The following is an 18,708-nucleotide window of genomic DNA, read 5'->3' on the forward strand; positions in this document are numbered from 1 at the left end:
TTATATCGCGATATTTTGACAGTTTTTCACCGATATCACGCTTTTTAGACACCTGTTTATCAGTTCGCTACGGTGATTTAAGCCACAACTTACTTAACCCTGTCTTTAAGACACCCCCGGCCACGCGTAAAATTTGGCATAGAGATACCTTCAACTGGAAAGTCTGGCCACGTCTAATAGACTCAACAAAACAACATCTACAACAAACATAAACCAACGCAGGTGTATCGTATGACTACTACAGCAACCGCTACTGCCCCAACTGGCAAGGTACGCATGACTGCAGGTGAGCGTGCAGGTATTCCGCCGCGCCGTATGGATTTCGAATTTTCTGAAGATTCCAAGCGCTACTGGTACGCGGACAACTCATTCCTGACGACTTTCTGGACCACCCTGTCTTCACTGTTCCCGGAAGGCGAAACTTTCTTCGTTGATTCCGTGAAGAACTACCGTCACGAAATCAAAGACCAGCTTTTGAAAGACCAGGTGTCAGGATTCATCGGTCAGGAAGCAATGCACTCAAAAGAGCACGCGGCTTTCAATGACATCGCTGAACGCCATGGCCTGCCAGCCAACACTCTGGATAAAGAACTGGGCATGCTGTTCAAGCTTGGTCGCAAAATTCTGCCTAAGAAGCTTCAGCTGGCTATCACGGTAGCGCTTGAACACTACACAGCAATTCTTGCTGAGCAGCTGCTGCGTGACGAGCGCCACCAGGAGAACATTCAGGACCCAGAAGCCCTGAAGCTGTGGATGTGGCACGCGCTGGAAGAAAACGAACACAAGATTGTTGCGTACGATGTATACGAGACGATCGGTGGCGGTTACTTCACCCGCGTATTCGCAATGCTGGTTTCTACCATCTTTTTCTTCGCGATTGTTGGCCAGGGTCACATTCGCCTGATGTGGGCAGACCGTAGCCTGTTCAAACTGAAGGATAACCTGAAAGGCATCTGGTTCCTGTGGGGCTGGAAAGGTCTCTTCCCACAGTTGTTCTTCAAGTACATGGACTACTTCCGTCCGGGCTTCCACCCGAACGACCACGACACCGTTCAGCTGCTGGACGACTGGCGTGAAAAAATGCTGCAGGAGGGTGGTATGCTGGCTGACCAGATCAAAAACCCTTCTCACGTTCGCACTAAGGCTGCTTAATCAGCCGACAAGCTTACGGAACATTCCGTTCTTGTCAGAGGGCCGCATCAGCGGCCCTTTTTTATTGCCGCAAAGGTAGAACCTGAGTACCATTGCGGCCAGTTTTTATCCGCTTTTCTTTGAACGGACCGCTCTTTAATATGCATTGCCCTTTCTGCGCACATCCGGAAACCAAAGTCATAGACTCGCGTCTTGTGGCTGACGGTGAACAAATCCGTCGGCGCCGGGAATGCATTCTCTGTGGTGAACGCTTCACCACCTTTGAAACTGCCGAGCTCGTTATGCCGCGAGTGATCAAGCAGGACGGAAAGCGTGAACCCTTTGACGAAGATAAGCTTCGCTCAGGCATCCAGCGTGCACTCGAAAAACGCCCGGTCAGCATCGAATCGATTGAGGCGGCCATCACTCATATCAAACAGAAACTCAGAGCCACTGGCGAGCGCGAAGTCGCCAGCCGAGACGTAGGGGAATGGGTGATGGACGAGCTGCGCTCGCTGGATGAGGTCGCCTTCGTCCGTTTTGCATCGGTTTATCGCAGCTTCAAAGACCTGGAAGAGTTTCGTGCCGAAATCGAACGGATCAGTCTGAAAGCAGCCTCTCCTGCCGTTGTTAAAGCAGTAGAGAGCTCAACGCTCGCTTCTTCAGAGACCTCAGAGACCGGAACTGATGACCCTTGTAAGAAGGAGTCCTCATGAGCCGCCTGTTGCCCACAGATCTGGAGTGGATGTCTGACGCCCTCAGACTCGCAAAGAAAGGTTTGTACACCACCAGCCCTAACCCTCGCGTGGGCTGCGTTATTGTCAAAGACGGTGTCAAAGTCGGAGAAGGCTGGCACCAGAAAGCCGGTGAGCCGCACGCAGAAGTTCACGCTCTGCGCGCTGCCGGTGATCAGGCACGCGGCGCCACGGCCTACGTTACGCTGGAGCCCTGCAGCCACTATGGCCGAACGCCTCCATGCGCGGAAGGACTGATTAAGGCCGGCGTTGCCAGAGTCGTTGGTGCCGTCCGGGACCCCAACCCGAGCGTTGCCGGGCGCGGATACGAGATGCTCAGACAAGCAGGCATCGAGGTTGTCGAGTCCTGTCTTGAACCTGAAGCAACTGCGATCAATGCTGGATTTATGAAACGCATGCGTACTGGCCTGCCATATGTGCGGGTAAAGCTTGCGATGAGTCTCGACGGACGTACCGCGATGGCATCCGGTGAAAGCCAGTGGATTACAGGCAGTGCCGCCCGGCGGGATGTTCAGGCGCTCAGAGCCCAAAGCTGCGCGGTCATTACCGGGGCCGACAGCGTCATCATCGATAATCCGTCCATGACGGTGCGCCCTGACGAGGCGGGCCTGGATATCCCGGAGGGTCTGCGCCGGCAACCTCTGCGGGTCATCGTAGACGGTGCTCACCGTGTCAGTAACGAGGCTACGATCTTCGACAAGCCCGGAGACATTCTGATTGCTGCCCGCACGCCTCCAGCATCACCCATCAACCGCGATACTGGTCTTGGGGCGCTGAGTTATTGGGCTGGCGAACGTGATGAACACACTGATATCGACGCTCTTTTGTGTCACCTTGCAACTCAGGGCAGCAATGAGGTACTGATCGAAAGCGGTGCAAAACTCGCGGCGGCCTTTGTCAGTGCAGGCCTCGTCGACGAACTTATCGTATACTGCGCGCCAACATTACTCGGAAGTGACGCGCGGCCACTGCTATCATTGCCACTCAGTGAGATGAAGCAGCAGATCCGCTGGCAATGGCAGGACGTTCGCATGGTCGGTGATGACCTGCGGCTGACGCTGCGCCCTGACACTTCTACAGCAGCAAAGAAGGCCTGACGTGTTTACCGGTATTATTGAAGCAGTGGGTAAAATAGCCAGTACCCGATCTGAGCAAGGCGATCTGCGCCTGCGGATCAATACGGGCAGCCTGGATCTGAGCGATGTAAAGCTCGGCGACAGCATTGCAACCAATGGTGTCTGCCTGACCGTTGTTGCCGCCCATGCCGATGGCTTTGAAGCCGATGTATCACGGGAGTCTCTGGCTCACACACGTATAGCGCAATGGGCACCGGGCACACGCGTGAACCTTGAGAAAGCGATGCTGCCTACGACCCGTATGGGCGGCCATATTGTCAGCGGTCATGTCGACGGCGTTGGTGTTGTCCGCGGACGCAGAGCTGATGCGCGCTCAATCCGCTTTGACGTCGAAGTCCCGGCCGACTTGCGTCGCTATATCGCCGCTAAAGGCTCAGTGACCGTGGAGGGTGTCAGCCTGACAACCAACGCGCTGACTGCAACCGGATTTGAATTGAACATTGTGCCACATACGGCGCAGGAAACGACTCTGGCCGACCTGGAAGCCGGATCAGAAGTGCATCTGGAGGTCGATGTGATTGCACGCTACCTCGAGCAGCTTCTGGGACAAAAAACACACGATGAAAGTCGCCTGACTCCAGCGTTTCTCGCTGAGAATGGCTTCTGGAAGTAACCGGGAAATATTATGGCTTTGAACAGTATCGAAGAAATTATTGCCGATATCCGCGATGGTAAGATGGTTATCCTGATGGATGACGAAGATCGCGAAAACGAAGGCGATATCATTGTAGCGTCCGAGAAAGTCACCCCCGACATCATCAACTTTATGGCAACAGAGGCGCGTGGCCTGATCTGCCTTACTCTGACGGGTGAACGCTGTGACTATCTGGGTCTGCCATCGATGGTCGCGGGCAACGGAGCTAAGTTCTCTACCCCTTTCACCGTTTCTATCGAAGCGGCAGAAGGCGTTACCACTGGTATTTCAGCAGCAGATCGTGCGGCAACTATCCTCGCCGCTGTAAACCCGATGGGCAAGCCAGATGACATCGTCCAGCCAGGTCATATCTTCCCACTGCGAGCGCGCCCAGGCGGCGTACTGAGCCGTGCTGGTCATACCGAAGCAGGCTGCGACCTTGCACGCCTGGCTGGTCTGATTCCATCGGCAGCCATTGTTGAAGTCATGAACGCCGATGGCACCATGGCCCGCCGCCCTGACCTCGAAGTCTTCGCAGAAAAACACGGCCTGAAAATCGGCACTATTGCTGACCTGATTCAGTACCGTATGGCGAACGAGAAAACCATTGAAGTCGTCTCGGAAGACAAAGCACACACAGAGTTTGGTGACTTCAACCTCATTACCTTCCGCGACACAATTCAGGGCGAAACACACCTCGCACTGACCATGGGCGACGTCCAGCCAGAAAAACCGACTCTGGTTCGTGTTCAGACCAATAACATGATCCGCGACGTCCTTGGTCTACGTTCCTGTGAGTCTGGTAGCTGGTCTTCGACGGCTGCTCTGGAGCACATTGCGAAAGAAGGTAAAGGCGTCCTGGTTCTGCTTTCAGCGGATCAGAAAGAAGACGTCAGCGCCTCTCTTGATAACTTCTTTGGCCGCGCCAAGCCTATGCGTAGCCCGAACACAGACAGCAGCGGTGCCTTTCTGACGATCGGCACCGGCTCCCAGATTCTGCGCGAACTGAACGTCCGTAAGATGAGACTGCTCAGCTCTGAAATGAAATACAGTGGCATCTCAGGTTTTGATCTCGAAATCACCGAATATCTGCCATTCAGCGAATAATTGACCGACAGGAAATCATTATGAAACACATCCGTACAATCGAAGGGAATCTGACCCCGAACGACGGCAAGTACGCCATCGTAGTTGGCCGCTGGAACGCCTTTGTTGTTGAAAGCCTGCTTGAAGGTGCTGTCGACTCTCTTACGCGTCATGGCGTTGAAGAAGACAACATCACTATTATTCGCGCACCAGGCGCTGTGGAAATTCCGCTGGTCGTGAAAAAAGCAGCAGCGTCTGGCAAATACGATGCAGTGATCGCATTAGGTGCTGTCATCCGTGGTGGTACGCCGCACTTTGAGTTTGTTGCTGGCGAATGCTCGAAAGGCCTGACGTCTGTCATGATGGAATACGATATCCCGGTTGCTTTCGGTGTTCTCACTGTCGACACCATTGAACAAGCCATCGAACGCTCTGGTACCAAGGCAGGTAACAAGGGTGAAGAAGCAGCAATGTCAGCCTTTGAAATGGTTGCACTGCTCAAAGCAATGGAGGCGTAAGGACAATGTCCCGAGCTTCTGGCCATCAGAAATCAAGCCCGGCTGCACGCCGTAAAGCACGCCGCTTTGCATTGCAGGCACTGTATCAATGGCAGGTGTCTGGTAGCGGTCTTGGCGACATCGAAGCCGAATTCCGCACTGACAACGACATGAGCAAAGTGGATGACGAGTATTTCCACGATATTCTTCATGGCGTGCCGAAAGAGAAAAGTGTCCTGGATGATAAAATCCAGCCATTCCTGGATCGCCGTCTCGATGAGCTGACTCCAGTAGAACTGGCGATTCTTCGCTTAGGCGCCTTTGAAATGTGCCACCGTATTGATGTGCCTTACAAGGTCGTCATTAACGAGGCCATTGAGCTGGCGAAGACCTTCGGCGCTACCGATGGTCACAAATACGTTAACGGTGTTCTGGATAAGCTGGCACAACGTGAGCGTATGGTGGAAATCCGCGGCGGCAAAGGCTGACTTTTGGCGCGGTCCTCAGAGTTTGACCTGATCCGCGACTGTTTTTCTACCGGTTACCCGGCAGCGAGCGACTTGCTGCTGGGTATTGGTGACGACTGCTCCCTGATCACCCCCCCTGCCGATATGGAACTCGCCCAGAGCATTGATACTCAGGTTGCCGGTGTGCATTTTCCTGCTGATGCTCCGCCTGGCCTGATTGCTGGCCGTGCACTGCGCTGCGCCACCAGCGACCTTGCTGCTATGGGCGCTGTACCGCAAGGCTTTCATCTCGCCCTGACACTGAACAACAGCGAAGACTGGTTTCTCCGTGACCTTGCTGCTGGCCTACGCCTCACAGCTAATACGTTAAATATGCCGTTGTTAGGCGGTGATACTACGTACGGTGAACACCTGACCATTACCATTGCTGTGCAAGGCTGGCTGCCACGAGGACTGGGCTTAAGACGCGATGCTGCGCGTCCGGGCCAGGACATCTGGCTCACCGGCAAGGTCGGAGGAGCAGCACTGATACTCGACGACGTCCTCCGGGACCCGACAAGAGACGATCAGGACACAGCCCCCTACTATCACCCCAGAGTTCACCTGTCTTTCGGGCACCTGCTGCTGAGTCTGGCCACGGCCGCCATCGATATCTCAGACGGACTGATTCAGGATACCCGCCACATAGCGAATGCTTCCGGTGTCGTGATGAATCTGGATGCCGAGAAGATACCTACTGCAGTCAATGGGGAACATCCGCGCTGGCATGAATGTCTGACCGGTGGTGACGATTACCAGCTACTGTTTACCGCACCCGCCGATGCCCGCGAGCGCATTGAAGCCTGCGCATTAACGGCAGGATTACGCGAGTGCCGGATCGTAGGTAACGTCACTGCCGGCGACGCAGATGTCTGCGTCCACAAAAATAATGAATTACTGGTATTCAGCAAAGAAGGGTACACCCACTTCCGAAGTTGATACTGCTCTGAGATTCACACAGGACGATTGCCATGAATACTCACAACAGATTCCTTGCCGTACTGGGCACATTTCTTTTTACCATCAGCATGAGCGCCCCGGCACTCAGTGACAGCGCTTATATTGACGTCAGCGGTCAGGGGGAACTGGATGTTTATCCGGATTTCCTGACGCTTTCCGTTGAACTCAGTGCGACAGAAAAAGACGTCGTACGCGCAAAAAACAAAGTCGATGATGCTTTCGCGCAACTATCGAAAGTCGCAGAGGAACACGGCATTGCCGAAGACGATATCGAATCAGTCCGCATCAGCAATTACCCTCAATGGGAATATCAGGGCAATGGCAAACGCGAACTGATCGGTCACCGTGTTATTCGCCCTGTTACCATTACCCTTCGTACGCTGGATAAATACGGCCCGTTTCTTGAAGAAGTCCTGATCGACGAGCGCTACCGTATTCAGAACACCAGCCTTGGTTTTGATAAGCCCGCAGAGCACGAGAGCAAAGCCCGCCGCCTGGCCCTGCTGGATGCCAAAGCTAAAGCGGAAGAAATGGCGGCCACTCTGGGGCAGAAAGTGACTGGCGTGCTCTGGATTCAGGAGCAGGCTGCACACTTCCCTCAGCCAGTTATGATGATGGAAAGCGCCCCGATGATGCGGTCTGCCAAAGCAGACAGCGGCAGCGGTATGAAAATTCAGGAGCAGACCATCAGCCAGCAGGTTCAGGTCCGTTTCGAGATGGAAGAAGACTGACAGAGCGAGCGAAATACCAGAGATGAACGAAGCACCCGAGATACAACCGGGTCGCTACCGCCACTACAAGGGTAGCGACTATGAAGTGTTTGGGCTGGTCCGACACAGTGAAACAGAAGAATGGCTGGTACATTACCGCACGCTGTACGGTGACTTCAGCCACTGGGTACGCCCCCTGACCATGTTCACAGAACAGGTGACGACGGCCGAAGGGTCACAACCGCGCTTTCGTTACATCGGCGTTTACAGCGGAGACGTCGAGTGACCCCTGCCGTAAACGCCGCGAAAAAAGGCGGCATAACATATGAGCTGCTTGAATACAGCCATGATGCTAACGCTGAAAGCTACGGTCTTGAAGCGGCTGAGAAACTCGGGCTGCCCCCAGACAGTGTTTTCAAAACATTGTTGGTCAGCCTGAGTGGCCATAAAAGCACGTTAGCTGTCGCAGTACTTCCCGTCTCAAACACCCTGAGTCTGAAATCCATCGCTAAAGCCGTGGGGGCAAAGAAAGCCGAAATGGCCGATCCTAAAGTCGCTGAGCGCACCACCGGATACGTCGTAGGAGGCATCAGCCCTCTCGGGCAAAAAAAAGCGCTTCCGACTGTGATTGACGCCTCAGCACAGGCTCTGCCACGCATTCATATCAGCGCAGGGCGCCGCGGGCTGGAAATTGCGTTACATGCAGACGATCTGGCGACATTGAGCAGAGGCATTTTCGCTAAAATTACGGCAGAATAGGCCTTTTACATCAAGGCACTCTAGGCTGTTCATGAACGCCCTGCGATTAATTCCGGTTTTACTTGTCCCCCTGCTGTTCACTCTGGCTGGCTGCGCGCCCCTGGACTATCAGGCCGTTCAGCTCGATTCACCCGAACAGCCTGCTCAGACCGATGGCTACATCAACAAAGAAGTCAGCGAAGGCGTGCATGTTATTGAAGTGCGCCACGAGAGCTTACCTGCCATGATGCTGACCAAAGAACGGACCCTGAGTAATCTTAAAGATATCTGGCACCGTCGGGCCTCAGAGCTCTGCAAGAAAGGTTACCAGGGAGAGCCAGAAATCATCCGCCCGGATGAAGCCAGAACAGACGAGTTCTATTGCACACTCAATGTCTGCCAGAAATACTTACTGGCCTCAGGCGTTGCCTATTGCAAAGCGACTTACGAACTCTGATCTGACTCAGTCAGTGCCTGAGGGTCCATCAGAGACTCTAACTCTTCGCGGCTCAGATCCGTCATCTCTGCCGCAACATCCAACACCGGACGCCCTTGTTGATACGCAGCCTTGGCTACCTCAGCCGCCTTCAGATAACCAATAACAGGATTAAGCGCTGTCACCAGTACCGGATTTTTTGCCAAAGGTTCAGTCACCGATGTTTCACGTACCGTAAAGCCAAGAATTGCATCGTCGGCCAGGCTGGTCGCAGAGCGACTCATTAGCTGCATGCTGTCGAGCAACCTGCTCGCAAACAAGGGCAGCATCACGTTCAGTTCAAAGTTACCGGACTGCCCAGCCACGGTAATTGTTGTATCGTTACCCATCACCTGAGCACAGGCCATCGCGACGGCTTCCGGAATCACCGGGTTCACCTTACCGGGCATAATGGATGAACCGGGTTGCAGAGCGGGCAGTTCAATCTCGCCCAACCCTGCAAGAGGCCCTGAGTTCATCCAGCGCAGATCATTCGCTATCTTCATCAAAGCGACGGCAAGAGTCTTCAGGGCGCCAGACACCGCCACCACAACATCCTGCGCTCCCATGCCCGCAAAGCGACTGTTCGCCGGATAGAAACCCTGCTCTGCCGAACTGCTGAAATCAGTGCTTATATCGCTGCTCAGATAAGCATTCAGATAACGACATACACTTTCAGCAAAATCATCATCGGCGTTCACGCCGGTACCAACAGCAGTACCACCAATCACCAGACTCTGTAATTTACTACCAGCGTCTTCAAGATTACGCATGGCGTGTTCGATCTGTGCCGACCATCCACCTAACACCTGATCGAAACGTACGGGCATCGCGTCCATCAGATGCGTACGCCCGGTTTTCGTAATATGAGCAAGCGATGCCGCCTTCTGTTCCAGAACTTCAACAAGATGAGAGAGCGCCGGCAACAGCTCTTCTGATAGTGCAATAAAGCCCGACACGTGCAAGGCGGAAGGAATCACATCATTACTGCTCTGGCTCGCGTTGACATGATCATTAGGCGAGACCTCAGAGCCAAGTGAACGCGACGCCAGTGCTGCGATCACCTCGTTCGCGTTCATATTTGAACTGGTGCCCGACCCCGTCTGGAAAATATCGACGGGGAAATGGCTTATTAATGCTGGATCACTCAGTAACTGATCGACGGCTTCGACAATGGCAGTAGCCCTATCGGAATCCAGCTTCTCCAAAGAGAGGTTCGCTTCTGCCGTTGCCCGCTTCAGCATAAGAAGTGCACGAATAAAACGTTCAGGCATTGGCAGGCCTGAAATAGAAAAGTTATCAATCGCTCTTTGAGTCTGCGCGCCGTACAAAGCATCGGCAGGCACCGGCACTTCGCCCATGCTGTCACGTTCGGTCCTGAATTGAGAGGCCATGTTACTGCTCCGTTTTAAATATAGAGTTTTGTCTGTCTACAGGCTGAGGAGTTCAATTGACGGAGTCGAGACTATCCCGGGCTTCGAGTACTCTGGCAAAGTTCTCTTCAATCCAGTCAGCGAGTGCCATCACTTTTTCGGAAACCTCTTCGCCCATTGGCGTCAGGCTGTACTCGACAAAAGGCGGAACGACCGGATGGGATACCCGGCTGACGAAGCCATCTTTAACAAGAGCCTGAAGTGTCTGAGCCAACATCTTCTCGCTGACGCCATCAATTTTTCGGCGCAGCTCGCTGAAACGGTGTGTGCCGGTACGCAAACCAATCAGCACCAGAACGCCCCAACGACTCGACACATGATTCAGAACATCCCTTGACGGACAGGGGGCTGCAAAGAGATCTCCGCGTTCGAAGCGTTCTGATAGCTTCGGCGACTTTTTTGTTTCTGAAGGTCCACTCATCACACTTACCTTTTGGTGCGTACTTACTAAAAGTAAGTATAGCGTCTAAAGTGGTTTCATCACACAACGAAAGCACATACGGAGTACATACAATGATTGCAATCACCGGAGCCTCAGGCCAACTCGGACGCCTTGTTATCGATGAACTGCTCACGACAACACCTGCATCAGAAATAACCGCACTGGTTAGAACCCCAGAAAGTATCAGTGATCTCGCTGAGCGCGGGATCACCGTCCGCCAGGCTGATTACAATGAACCAGGCACGTTGATCGAAGCCCTCAAAGGCATTAAAAAATTATTGCTGATTTCTTCAAGTGAGGTGGGACAACGTGCCCAGCAACATCAGAATGTCATTAACGCTGCAAAAGAAAATGGCATAGGGCTGATTGCCTACACCAGTATTCTGCACGCAGATACCTCGCCACTCGGGCTTGCCGAAGAACACCGTGCCACCGAAGCCATGCTGTCGGAATCTGGCATCCCGTTCGCCCTGCTGCGCAATGGCTGGTACAGCGAAAACTACACAGCAGGCATTCCTGCAGCGCTTCAGCTGGGCACACTCTACGGCTGTGCAGGCGATGGTCTGATCGCGTCTGCAGCCCGAGCAGACTACGCCGCTGCTGCTGCGAAAGTAATTACCCTGGACAATCAGGGTGGCAAAATTTATGAACTGTCTGGCGATAAAGCCTACACACTCGCAGAGCTGGCGGCGAAAATCAGCCAACAAACCGGGAAAGAGATCGGTTACGTCAACCTTCCTGAAGCCGACTACGCATCAGCCCTTGAGCAAGCTGGCTTACCTGCACCACTGGCACATATGCTTGCCGATTCAGACACAGGGGCTTCACAAGGAGGTTTGTACGATAACAGCCAGACGCTGAGCGGACTTATTGGCCGACCAACGACGCCGATCGCAGAATCAGTAAAAGAGGCACTGAAAGGAGGTTAACCAGATCTTCATTACTCTGAGAATGAAGGGCGCCTGCCGGGTTAAGCCAGGCGTCCTTATTCAGATCCAGCAAGAAAGCGGCGAACATCACATTCCTGGCGAAAAACATGAAGAATAAACACCTTGCTGTGCTCAACTCGGTAGAAGACGCGGCAAGGGTTAACAATCACTTCGCGGTAAGGAAAACCCTCGAGTTCCGGCGGGAAACGCCCCGACTCAGGAAATTGGGCAAGACGCTCGACAACTTCAAATACACGAGACACCAGCTCACTGGCTGCCACCGGATTAGAGAGCGCTATGTATTCTGCTAACGACTCAAGATCCTGAACAGCTGCCTCCGTCCAGATTACTTCAACCGGAGTTATTTCATCCATTTTGAAAGCCGGTCCTTAGCTTCACTATGAGACATAACGCGACCATCCTTGATCGCCTGTTCGCCACGAGCGATCCCTTCAAGGATGCTCATGCGGGTCATCAACTGCTCGTAATCATCAACATCCAAAAGATACGCCGATGGCTGACCATGTTCTGTAATCAGCACAGGCTCTTTGGTTTCGTGAAGATCAGCAAGAATGCGGGTTGCCTGACGCTTCAGGCTGGTAACAAGCTCGGTTTTCATAGCTGATACTCGAGAATATAAAGTATCACTATAGTATCACTCACTAGTTTCAACAAGTGCAACCAGCTCTCACCGGCGAAGTCATCAATGCCACTCATCACCCGACGACTCGGCATAGCGCTTTTGCGCCTGCATTGTCAGACCACAACTCTGACAGGTGATCGGTTTGTTCACCCCAAAACCTAACAGCCTTAAATACCGGTGAAACCGATGTCCACATTTGGGGCAAATAGTTCTTCTGAGATATACCCAGTAAACACCAAAATATACAGGGAAGATGATTTTCAATAGCAACACAGCATCTTGCCGGTACTCAGCAGAAAAATAGTACACGATCGCTAAACAAGTCAGAAAAAAGGCCAGATATATCAGCCATTCCGTTCCCTGAATTTTCTTTAACGCTTTTAGTAATTGAGTATCCATAGAATTTCCGAGCAATAAAAAAGGCTGCATAAGCAGCCTCTTAAATTCAGAAAACTCAACTAACTATTAAGCAGTCTTGTTCTTCTTACGGTTCTGGTTTGCCTGTAGTTTCATAACCGAAACGATGACTTTCTGGTACCAGGAACCCAGAGTACGAACCATCAGGTCAAACGCAACGGCGTCAGGGCCAATCAGTACGCGACGCTTGTTTTTCTTAACGCCATTGATGATGGTTTTCGCTGCTTTGTCTGGCGTAGTGATAAACAGACGCTCGAATTCAGCTTTTGAATCATCAGCGCTGGCGCCTGTGATTTCAGAAGACTTCTCGTTAAAACGAGTCGACTGAGCAATATTGGTTTTGATACCACCTGGGTGTACACAGGTAGTACTCACACAAGAACCTGCAATATCCAGATCCTGACGCAGTGATTCGGTCAGACCACGTACCGCGAACTTAGATGCGTTGTAGCCGCTCATCAGTGGCTGAGACGCCAGACCGAAGATACTTGAAATGTTCACAATGTGGCCTTCACCAGCGGCTTCCATGTGTGGCAGGAATGCTTTCGTGCCGTACAGTACGCCGTAGAAGTTGATGTCCATGATCCACTTGTAGTCTTCAATGGACAGGTCACCCACGGTACCTGCCAGAGCAACACCCGCGTTGTTGAATACCAGGTTAGCTTTACCATGGTCAGCGACAACCTGATCAGCCCATGCGTAGAAGGCGTCTTTATCAGATACGTCGAGCTTCTGGGTAGTAATCTTAACCGGGTACTGTTTCATCATTTCTACAGTTTCGGCAAGCCCCGCTTCATTAACGTCGCTCAGCGCAACGTTACAACCATTCTGTGCCAGGTTGATAGCAAGTGCACGGCCAATACCAGAACCAGCACCAGTCACTGCTGCGACTTTTCCGCTCAGATTTTGCATATTTTTCTCCTTCAGGCATCAGGCCGACGCCTGAAAAGTGTCTGTTGTTATACGTTTTCTATGATGGTTAAACTCTACGTTAACTCACCGTATTTCAAAGGGTGCTTTCGGCCAATATATGATCAGAAAACACCCCGCTTTGGCGTAATTTAAAAGCACTCAACGCATAGTGTGATCAGCACGTTTGAAGTTTTTCGCCAGCAACCAGAACGCCCAGCTAAACCCCGGGAACATAGCGATTACTTTGCCGCTTTTGCTCTTATACCAGGAGTTACAACCGCCTTTTTCCCAGACGGTTTTCTTCATTTCGCTGTGAATATGGTTGGTGTAACGCTCTTCCGCCTCAGGTGTCACTTCAATCGATTTAGCATGCGCACCACGCACTCGGTGAATTGCCTGCATGATGTAGTTCATCTGGGCCTCGATAACGAAGATCGCTGACGTGTGGCCAATACCTGTATTCGGGCCGGTCACAATGAACAGGTTCGGGAAATCAGGAATGACTGTACCCAGGTAAGCGCGAGGGTAATCTTCCCAGACATCACTGATCGCTTTACCACCACGACCAACAACCGGGTAAGAGATAACGCCATCAGTTGCATCATAGCCGGTGGAGTATACGATCAGATCAAAATCGAGCTTTTCACCCTTCTCTGTATTAATTCCAGTTTCTGTGATTTCGTCGATACCGTCAGTTTTATCGTGCAGGAACACGTTATCGCGACAGAACGCTGGATAGAGGGTGTTCGACAGAATAATACGCTTACAACCGATCGTGTAATCAGGGGTTACTTTGGCGCGCAACTCCGGATCTTTAATCTGACGTTTGATATGTGCCAACGCTGGTTTTTGCGCTGCTGCCTTCAAGCCGGCTTCGGAGTATTTAAAACCAAGAATACGGGTTTCAAGCCCCCAATAAATACTCCAGCGCAGTAATTTGTACATCAGCTTATTTTTAAGTAGAGCACGCTGCCATGGCTTAAATTTCTTATCGTGACGCGGCATAACCCAATGCGGAGTACGCTGAAAAACGTGCAGCTCTTTCACGTCTTTAGCGATTTCTGGAATTATCTGGGCAGCACTCGCGCCGCTACCAATAATGGCAACTTTTTTGTCTTTGTAGTCGTAGCTGTGGTCCCAGTCGTTGGTGTGGAACGACTTACCTTTAAAGTTATCCTTACCCTTAAAGTTCGGAATAACCGGTGTGCTCAATGGACCAGAGGCATTAATAATAAACTGGCTCTCGTAAACTTCGCCGTTATCGAGGTGGATATGCCAACGGCTGATGTCATCCTGCCACTCAACTTTAGCAACGTTACAACCCGTGTGCATGCGCTCACGCAGGTTGTATTTACTGATAACGAACTCTGTGTACTCGTTCAGTTCTTTCTGATTGGCGAACATCTGCGTCCACGGGTATGGCTCGTGCGAGATGGAATACAGCGGTGACTGAACATCTACCGCAGCACCGGGATAGGTGTTCTGAGACCAGGTGCCGCCCATGAAGCTGCGACGCTCAAGGATGACGAAATCTTCGCGCCCCTGCTTGATCAGGTTAATAGCGGCGCACTGTCCACCAAAGCCGCTACCGATAATGACAATGTTGTGTTGCTGCATCTTGCTCTACCTCGTTTAGTAAACGCACGCCTGCCAATCTGACGACACGCAATGTCACTTTACTTCTGACGACATGTGATGTCAAATAGCCAAATGACGTCTACCAATACCACCTCATCGGGCCGCAGTTATCGGGGTTTAACCCCAGAGCAGCGTACAGCCCAACGCCGCGAGCGCTTCGTTGAAGCCGGTCTTAACCTGTTCGGGAACGAAGGTTTTCACGCCACAACGGTCCGTAAGCTCTGCAAAGAAGCCGGCCTGACCGATCGTTACTTCTACGAAAGTTTCTCGTCTATGGAGGAATGCCTGATTGAGGTCTACGAGCGATGCTTACAAGGCATTCTTGCCCGATTGCAGAAGTCTCTCATTAACCTCGAGGGCAAGACCTTCCCGGAAGAGTTGATCCGTAGGCTCCTCAATGACTTCTTCGCTGAGATGGAAGACCCCAGAGTAGCCAAAGTCTGTATGTTTGAAGCTGAAGGCGTCAGTGATTACATGCACGGTCTTTACAATGATTATATTCGCCGCTTTGTTATGGTTCTGATGGGCGCCTCACGGGCTTATGTCAAAGAATGGCCACTCAATACCGAAGAAACAGAAGTCCTCGGCAATGCAATCGTTGGTGGTATTATTCAGGCCACTCGCAACTGGGCCGTCAATGACTATCACCTGAGCCGCGAATCACTAGTGAACGGTATCATGGTCATTTTCAAAGGCTCTCAGCTTCTCTTAGGCGAAAAATGAAACTCGAAGACATTCGCAAGCTGCATCAGAAAAAATATCGTCAGCTTCACCAGAAGTTTCTGGTCGAAGGCGAGCACCTGATTCTGGAACTCGAGCGAGCTAGTGCTGATAACCTAGTACTGGTAAGGAATACGATCCTGTACGTGACTGAGCAGCACAAAGACTGGCCAGCGCCCTTCGAGAAGAAAGTCATCAGCAATAAGCAGATGTCTCAGTTATCGGACACGAAATCACCGCAAGGGATGGTCGCCGTTGTGAATATGGCAGACCTGTCTCCGACGTCAGCGCCTGAGCTTAAGTCTGTCTACCTTCACGAAATTCAGGATCCGGGGAATCTGGGCACCATTATCCGCACCCTCGGCTGGTTTGGTGGTTTCCGTCTGCTGCTCAGCCCGAACAGCGTTGATCCTTACAACCCGAAGGTGGTTCGTTCCAGTATGGGTGCCATATTCCATGTCCCTATGGAATTTGATGTCGACCTGATGTCTCTGCCCCACCGCTTCCGCAATATCGCCACGCTGGATATGCATGGAGAGCACATGAGTCACTCTTCGTTCAGGGGCTGCGACTGCTACGTCTTCGGCAATGAAGCCAGAGGCGTACCGCGCGAAGCACTCGAAACGATTGATCCGCATACCTTTACAATCAACGGCTGTGGCGCCATCGAATCTCTGAATCTTGCAACAGCGGTTAATATGGCGGCGTACGAGATCAACCGTCTCTGACTCTTTACAGTTTTATCTGATCATAATCCGCCCGACGGCGTTGCCCATTTCCGGTACTTGAGGGACAATAGCGCCCCTTTTTCGGCTGCCCCTGATGATGGTTGCCGACAATGCTAAGCAATCGTGATCAGGAGTCGTTACATGACCACCCGTACCGAACTGGCAAATGCCATCCGCGCACTCAGCATGGACGCCGTGCAGAAAGCCAAGTCAGGACACCCAGGCGCCCCGATGGGCATGGCAGACATCGCCGAAGTTCTCTGGAACGACTATCTGAAACACAACCCGGAGAATCCGGAATGGGCCGACCGCGACCGTTTTATTCTGTCTAACGGTCACGGCTCTATGCTGATTTACTCCCTGCTGCACCTGAGCGGTTACGATCTGTCGATCGACGATCTGAAAAACTTCCGTCAGCTGCACTCCAAAACTCCGGGTCACCCGGAATACGGTTACGCACCGGGCATCGAAACCACCACGGGTCCATTGGGTCAGGGTATCGCCAATGGTGTCGGTATGGCGTTGGCAGAAAAAGTTCTGGCAGGTCAGTTCAACCGTGAAGGCCACGAGATCGTTGATCACAACACCTACGTGTTCCTGGGCGACGGCTGCATGATGGAAGGTATCTCCCACGAAGCCTGCTCCCTGGCCGGCACACTGGGTCTGGGCAAGCTGATTGCCTTCTACGATGACAACGGCATTTCTATTGATGGCGAAGTGGAAGGCTGGTTCACTGACGATACCGTTAAGCGTTTCGAGTCCTACGGCTGGCAGGTGATTCCTAAGGTGAATGGCCATGATCCGGAAGAGATCAAGCAGGCCATCGACACCGCACGCGCGAACAGCGATCAGCCAACCCTGATCTGCTGCAAAACCATCATTGGTTTCGGTTCACCGAACAAAGAAGGTAAAGAAGAGTGCCACGGCGCGCCTCTTGGCGATGACGAAATCGCGCTGACCCGCGAGCGTCTGGGCTGGAAACACGGTTCTTTCGAAATTCCTGAAAACGTATACGAAGGCTGGAGCGCGAAAGAAAAAGGCGCTGCCGCAGAATTCGCATGGAATGACAAGTTCGCGGCATATGAAGCTGCCTATCCAGAACTTGCAGCTGAGTATAAGCGTCGTATCGCGGGAGACCTTCCTGCAGACTTCGCGGCGCAGGCCGATGCCTACATCCGCGAATGTCAGGAAAAAGGCGAAACCGTTGCTTCGCGTAAAGCGTCTCAGAACACACTCAACGCCTTTGGCCCTATGCTGCCGGAATTCCTCGGTGGCTCAGCAGACCTCGCAGGCTCTAACCTGACCCTCTGGAATGGCTGCAAAGGCGTCAGCGGTCTGGACGCGTCCGGCAACTACATTTTCTATGGCGTGCGTGAATTCGCCATGAGCGCCATGATGAACGGCATTGCCCTGCACAAAGGTTTCGTACCGTACGGCGCCACCTTCCTGATGTTTATGGAATACGCACGTAATGCCGTACGCATGGCTGCCCTGATGAAGCAGCGTTCAATCTTCGTCTACACCCACGACTCCATCGGTCTGGGCGAAGATGGCCCGACTCACCAGCCAGTTGAACAGGTAGCCAACCTGCGTAACACGCCAAACCTGCAGACCTGGCGTCCGTGCGACACCGTTGAATCTGCAGTGGCTTGGAAGTCAGCGATTGAACGCAAAGACGGTCCTTCAGCCCTGATTTTCTCTCGTCAGGGCCTGCCACATCAGGAACGCAACGCCGAGCAGGTTGAAGCGATCGCCCGCGGCGGTTACATCCTGAAAGACTGTGCAGGCACGCCGGATGCCATCATCATCGCCACCGGTTCTGAGGTCTCACTGGCGATGGAAGCGGCTGGGAAACTGAGCGATAAGAACATCCGCGTTGTTTCTATGCCTTCAGCCGAAGTCTTCTGTGCTCAGGGTGCTGAATACATGGAGCAGGTACTGCCAGCAGCAGTCTCTGCTCGCGTTGCGGTTGAAGCACTGCACAAAGACTACTGGTACAAGTTTGTCGGTCTGAACGGCGCCATTGTTGGCATGGATACCTTCGGTGAATCCGCACCAGCAGGCGAACTGTTCAAAGAATTCGGTATCACCACTGACGCAGTCGTTGATGCCGTAAACGGCCTGTTGTAACTGCTTACTTAAGTAGTCTCAACGTCGTTAAAAAACCGGGCCAAGTGCCCGGTTTTTTTATGTCAATCCATACCTTGTCGCCAAAAGC

General features: G+C 52.5%; 23 protein-coding genes. 16 read left to right on the forward strand and 7 right to left on the reverse strand.

The window, feature by feature from the left end:
• Positions 1-231: 231 nt before the first annotated feature.
• The 12 genes from BW941_RS09780 to BW941_RS09835 all read left to right on the forward strand — a co-directional run bounded on the left by BW941_RS09780 (position 232) and on the right by BW941_RS09835 (position 8,610).
• On the forward strand, positions 232-1,152 hold the full coding sequence (locus BW941_RS09780; protein ID WP_076515615.1) for a metal-dependent hydrolase: 921 nt from the start codon (positions 232-234) through the stop codon (positions 1,150-1,152).
• Positions 1,153-1,292: 140 nt separating this feature from the next.
• Positions 1,293-1,847: a transcriptional regulator NrdR gene (nrdR, locus tag BW941_RS09785; protein WP_084188817.1), complete on the forward strand. Its 555-nt coding sequence runs from the start codon at positions 1,293-1,295 to the stop codon at positions 1,845-1,847.
• Positions 1,844-2,983, forward strand: coding sequence for a bifunctional diaminohydroxyphosphoribosylaminopyrimidine deaminase/5-amino-6-(5-phosphoribosylamino)uracil reductase RibD (ribD, locus tag BW941_RS09790; protein WP_076515617.1), 1,140 nt, complete (start codon positions 1,844-1,846; stop codon positions 2,981-2,983). Before nrdR ends, ribD begins: the two co-directional genes overlap by 4 nt.
• Before the next feature lies 1 nt (position 2,984).
• Positions 2,985-3,635: a riboflavin synthase gene (locus tag BW941_RS09795; protein WP_068443999.1), complete on the forward strand. Its 651-nt coding sequence runs from the start codon at positions 2,985-2,987 to the stop codon at positions 3,633-3,635.
• A gap of 12 nt (positions 3,636-3,647) precedes the next feature.
• On the forward strand, positions 3,648-4,763 hold the full coding sequence (ribBA, locus tag BW941_RS09800; RefSeq protein ID WP_076515619.1) for a bifunctional 3,4-dihydroxy-2-butanone-4-phosphate synthase/GTP cyclohydrolase II: 1,116 nt from the start codon (positions 3,648-3,650) through the stop codon (positions 4,761-4,763).
• A 20-nt stretch (positions 4,764-4,783) separates the two neighbouring features.
• Entirely contained in the window at positions 4,784-5,260 is a 477-nt protein-coding gene (gene ribH / locus BW941_RS09805) for a 6,7-dimethyl-8-ribityllumazine synthase (RefSeq protein ID WP_076515621.1), read from the forward strand.
• Between the two features lie 5 nt (positions 5,261-5,265).
• Positions 5,266-5,727 (forward strand): transcription antitermination factor NusB, encoded by a 462-nt coding sequence (nusB, locus tag BW941_RS09810; RefSeq protein WP_076515623.1) that lies wholly within the window; start codon positions 5,266-5,268, stop codon positions 5,725-5,727.
• A 3-nt stretch (positions 5,728-5,730) separates the two neighbouring features.
• Positions 5,731-6,684 (forward strand): thiamine-phosphate kinase, encoded by a 954-nt coding sequence (gene thiL, locus BW941_RS09815; protein ID WP_076515625.1) that lies wholly within the window; start codon positions 5,731-5,733, stop codon positions 6,682-6,684.
• Positions 6,685-6,716: 32 nt separating this feature from the next.
• Entirely contained in the window at positions 6,717-7,436 is a 720-nt protein-coding gene (locus BW941_RS09820) for an SIMPL domain-containing protein (RefSeq protein ID WP_076515627.1), read from the forward strand.
• 22 nt (positions 7,437-7,458) lie between these two features.
• Complete coding sequence (locus BW941_RS09825) at positions 7,459-7,701, forward strand: DUF1653 domain-containing protein (RefSeq protein WP_076515629.1); 243 nt, start codon at positions 7,459-7,461, stop codon at positions 7,699-7,701.
• Positions 7,698-8,174, forward strand: coding sequence for a Cys-tRNA(Pro) deacylase (ybaK, locus tag BW941_RS09830; protein WP_068441419.1), 477 nt, complete (start codon positions 7,698-7,700; stop codon positions 8,172-8,174). The genes BW941_RS09825 and ybaK overlap by 4 nt, the downstream gene beginning before the upstream one ends.
• Before the next feature lie 31 nt (positions 8,175-8,205).
• Positions 8,206-8,610 carry a hypothetical protein gene (locus BW941_RS09835; protein WP_076515631.1) on the forward strand — a complete coding sequence of 135 codons (405 nt, stop codon included), beginning with the start codon at positions 8,206-8,208 and terminating at the stop codon, positions 8,608-8,610.
• Here BW941_RS09835 and BW941_RS09840 read toward each other — a convergent pair.
• Positions 8,598-10,022, reverse strand: a complete 1,425-nt coding sequence (locus tag BW941_RS09840; RefSeq protein WP_076515633.1) for a class II fumarate hydratase — start codon at positions 10,020-10,022, stop codon at positions 8,598-8,600. The genes BW941_RS09835 and BW941_RS09840 overlap by 13 nt on opposite strands.
• 52 nt (positions 10,023-10,074) lie before the next feature.
• A complete protein-coding gene (locus tag BW941_RS09845) occupies positions 10,075-10,482 on the reverse strand; it encodes a winged helix-turn-helix transcriptional regulator (RefSeq protein ID WP_076515635.1) in 408 nt (135 codons plus the stop codon).
• Positions 10,483-10,574: 92 nt separating this feature from the next.
• Here BW941_RS09845 and BW941_RS09850 point away from each other — a divergent pair, with 92 nt between their 5' ends.
• Positions 10,575-11,432, forward strand: a complete 858-nt coding sequence (locus tag BW941_RS09850; protein ID WP_076515637.1) for an SDR family oxidoreductase — start codon at positions 10,575-10,577, stop codon at positions 11,430-11,432.
• A gap of 56 nt (positions 11,433-11,488) precedes the next feature.
• Here BW941_RS09850 and BW941_RS09855 read toward each other — a convergent pair whose 3' ends face one another.
• The 5 genes from BW941_RS09855 to BW941_RS09875 all read right to left on the reverse strand — a co-directional run bounded on the left by BW941_RS09855 (position 11,489) and on the right by BW941_RS09875 (position 15,021).
• On the reverse strand, positions 11,489-11,806 hold the full coding sequence (locus tag BW941_RS09855; protein WP_076515639.1) for a type II toxin-antitoxin system RelE/ParE family toxin: 318 nt from the start codon (positions 11,804-11,806) through the stop codon (positions 11,489-11,491).
• Positions 11,794-12,051, reverse strand: a complete 258-nt coding sequence (locus tag BW941_RS09860) for a type II toxin-antitoxin system Phd/YefM family antitoxin (RefSeq protein WP_076515641.1) — start codon at positions 12,049-12,051, stop codon at positions 11,794-11,796. Before BW941_RS09860 ends, BW941_RS09855 begins: the two co-directional genes overlap by 13 nt.
• A gap of 84 nt (positions 12,052-12,135) precedes the next feature.
• Positions 12,136-12,474, reverse strand: coding sequence for a hypothetical protein (locus tag BW941_RS09865; RefSeq protein ID WP_139325811.1), 339 nt, complete (start codon positions 12,472-12,474; stop codon positions 12,136-12,138).
• 66 nt (positions 12,475-12,540) lie between these two features.
• On the reverse strand, positions 12,541-13,404 hold the full coding sequence (locus BW941_RS09870) for an SDR family NAD(P)-dependent oxidoreductase (protein WP_076515645.1): 864 nt from the start codon (positions 13,402-13,404) through the stop codon (positions 12,541-12,543).
• A gap of 159 nt (positions 13,405-13,563) precedes the next feature.
• The gene (locus tag BW941_RS09875; protein ID WP_076515647.1) at positions 13,564-15,021 is read right to left on the reverse strand and encodes a flavin-containing monooxygenase; all 1,458 of its coding nucleotides are present in this window, start codon (positions 15,019-15,021) and stop codon (positions 13,564-13,566) included.
• Positions 15,022-15,099: 78 nt separating this feature from the next.
• On the opposite strand from BW941_RS09875, the gene BW941_RS09880 reads away from it, so the two are divergent.
• From BW941_RS09880 to tkt, 3 genes are all read left to right on the forward strand, one after another.
• Complete coding sequence (locus tag BW941_RS09880; protein WP_076515649.1) at positions 15,100-15,765, forward strand: TetR/AcrR family transcriptional regulator; 666 nt, start codon at positions 15,100-15,102, stop codon at positions 15,763-15,765.
• Entirely contained in the window at positions 15,762-16,490 is a 729-nt protein-coding gene (locus BW941_RS09885) for a TrmH family RNA methyltransferase (RefSeq protein WP_076515651.1), read from the forward strand. The genes BW941_RS09880 and BW941_RS09885 overlap by 4 nt, the downstream gene beginning before the upstream one ends.
• Before the next feature lie 141 nt (positions 16,491-16,631).
• On the forward strand, positions 16,632-18,620 hold the full coding sequence (tkt, locus tag BW941_RS09890; RefSeq protein WP_076515653.1) for a transketolase: 1,989 nt from the start codon (positions 16,632-16,634) through the stop codon (positions 18,618-18,620).
• Positions 18,621-18,708 lie beyond the last annotated feature (88 nt).

Origin of the sequence: Thalassolituus maritimus, from assembly GCF_900156675.1 — a bacterium.
Classification (GTDB): domain Bacteria; phylum Pseudomonadota; class Gammaproteobacteria; order Pseudomonadales; family Oceanobacteraceae; genus Thalassolituus; species Thalassolituus maritimus.

What these genes read in the sequence shown, in the direction of transcription:
- BW941_RS09870 (WP_076515645.1), bottom strand. Translation starts at nt 13,404, where the DNA reads ATGCAAAATCTGAGCGGAAAAGTCGCAGCAGTGACTGGTGCTGGTTCT.
- nusB (WP_076515623.1), top strand. Translation starts at nt 5,266, where the DNA reads ATGTCCCGAGCTTCTGGCCATCAGAAATCAAGCCCGGCTGCACGCCGT.
- nrdR (WP_084188817.1), top strand. Translation starts at nt 1,293, where the DNA reads ATGCATTGCCCTTTCTGCGCACATCCGGAAACCAAAGTCATAGACTCG.
- ribD (WP_076515617.1), top strand. Translation starts at nt 1,844, where the DNA reads ATGAGCCGCCTGTTGCCCACAGATCTGGAGTGGATGTCTGACGCCCTC.
- BW941_RS09875 (WP_076515647.1), bottom strand. Translation starts at nt 15,021, where the DNA reads ATGCAGCAACACAACATTGTCATTATCGGTAGCGGCTTTGGTGGACAG.
- BW941_RS09840 (WP_076515633.1), bottom strand. Translation starts at nt 10,022, where the DNA reads ATGGCCTCTCAATTCAGGACCGAACGTGACAGCATGGGCGAAGTGCCG.
- tkt (WP_076515653.1), top strand. Translation starts at nt 16,632, where the DNA reads ATGACCACCCGTACCGAACTGGCAAATGCCATCCGCGCACTCAGCATG.
- BW941_RS09860 (WP_076515641.1), bottom strand. Translation starts at nt 12,051, where the DNA reads ATGAAAACCGAGCTTGTTACCAGCCTGAAGCGTCAGGCAACCCGCATT.
- BW941_RS09885 (WP_076515651.1), top strand. Translation starts at nt 15,762, where the DNA reads ATGAAACTCGAAGACATTCGCAAGCTGCATCAGAAAAAATATCGTCAG.
- BW941_RS09850 (WP_076515637.1), top strand. Translation starts at nt 10,575, where the DNA reads ATGATTGCAATCACCGGAGCCTCAGGCCAACTCGGACGCCTTGTTATC.
- BW941_RS09835 (WP_076515631.1), top strand. Translation starts at nt 8,206, where the DNA reads ATGAACGCCCTGCGATTAATTCCGGTTTTACTTGTCCCCCTGCTGTTC.
- BW941_RS09845 (WP_076515635.1), bottom strand. Translation starts at nt 10,482, where the DNA reads ATGAGTGGACCTTCAGAAACAAAAAAGTCGCCGAAGCTATCAGAACGC.
- BW941_RS09880 (WP_076515649.1), top strand. Translation starts at nt 15,100, where the DNA reads ATGTCAAATAGCCAAATGACGTCTACCAATACCACCTCATCGGGCCGC.
- BW941_RS09820 (WP_076515627.1), top strand. Translation starts at nt 6,717, where the DNA reads ATGAATACTCACAACAGATTCCTTGCCGTACTGGGCACATTTCTTTTT.
- BW941_RS09855 (WP_076515639.1), bottom strand. Translation starts at nt 11,806, where the DNA reads ATGGATGAAATAACTCCGGTTGAAGTAATCTGGACGGAGGCAGCTGTT.
- ribBA (WP_076515619.1), top strand. Translation starts at nt 3,648, where the DNA reads ATGGCTTTGAACAGTATCGAAGAAATTATTGCCGATATCCGCGATGGT.
- BW941_RS09780 (WP_076515615.1), top strand. Translation starts at nt 232, where the DNA reads ATGACTACTACAGCAACCGCTACTGCCCCAACTGGCAAGGTACGCATG.
- BW941_RS09865 (WP_139325811.1), bottom strand. Translation starts at nt 12,474, where the DNA reads ATGGATACTCAATTACTAAAAGCGTTAAAGAAAATTCAGGGAACGGAA.
- ribH (WP_076515621.1), top strand. Translation starts at nt 4,784, where the DNA reads ATGAAACACATCCGTACAATCGAAGGGAATCTGACCCCGAACGACGGC.
- BW941_RS09825 (WP_076515629.1), top strand. Translation starts at nt 7,459, where the DNA reads ATGAACGAAGCACCCGAGATACAACCGGGTCGCTACCGCCACTACAAG.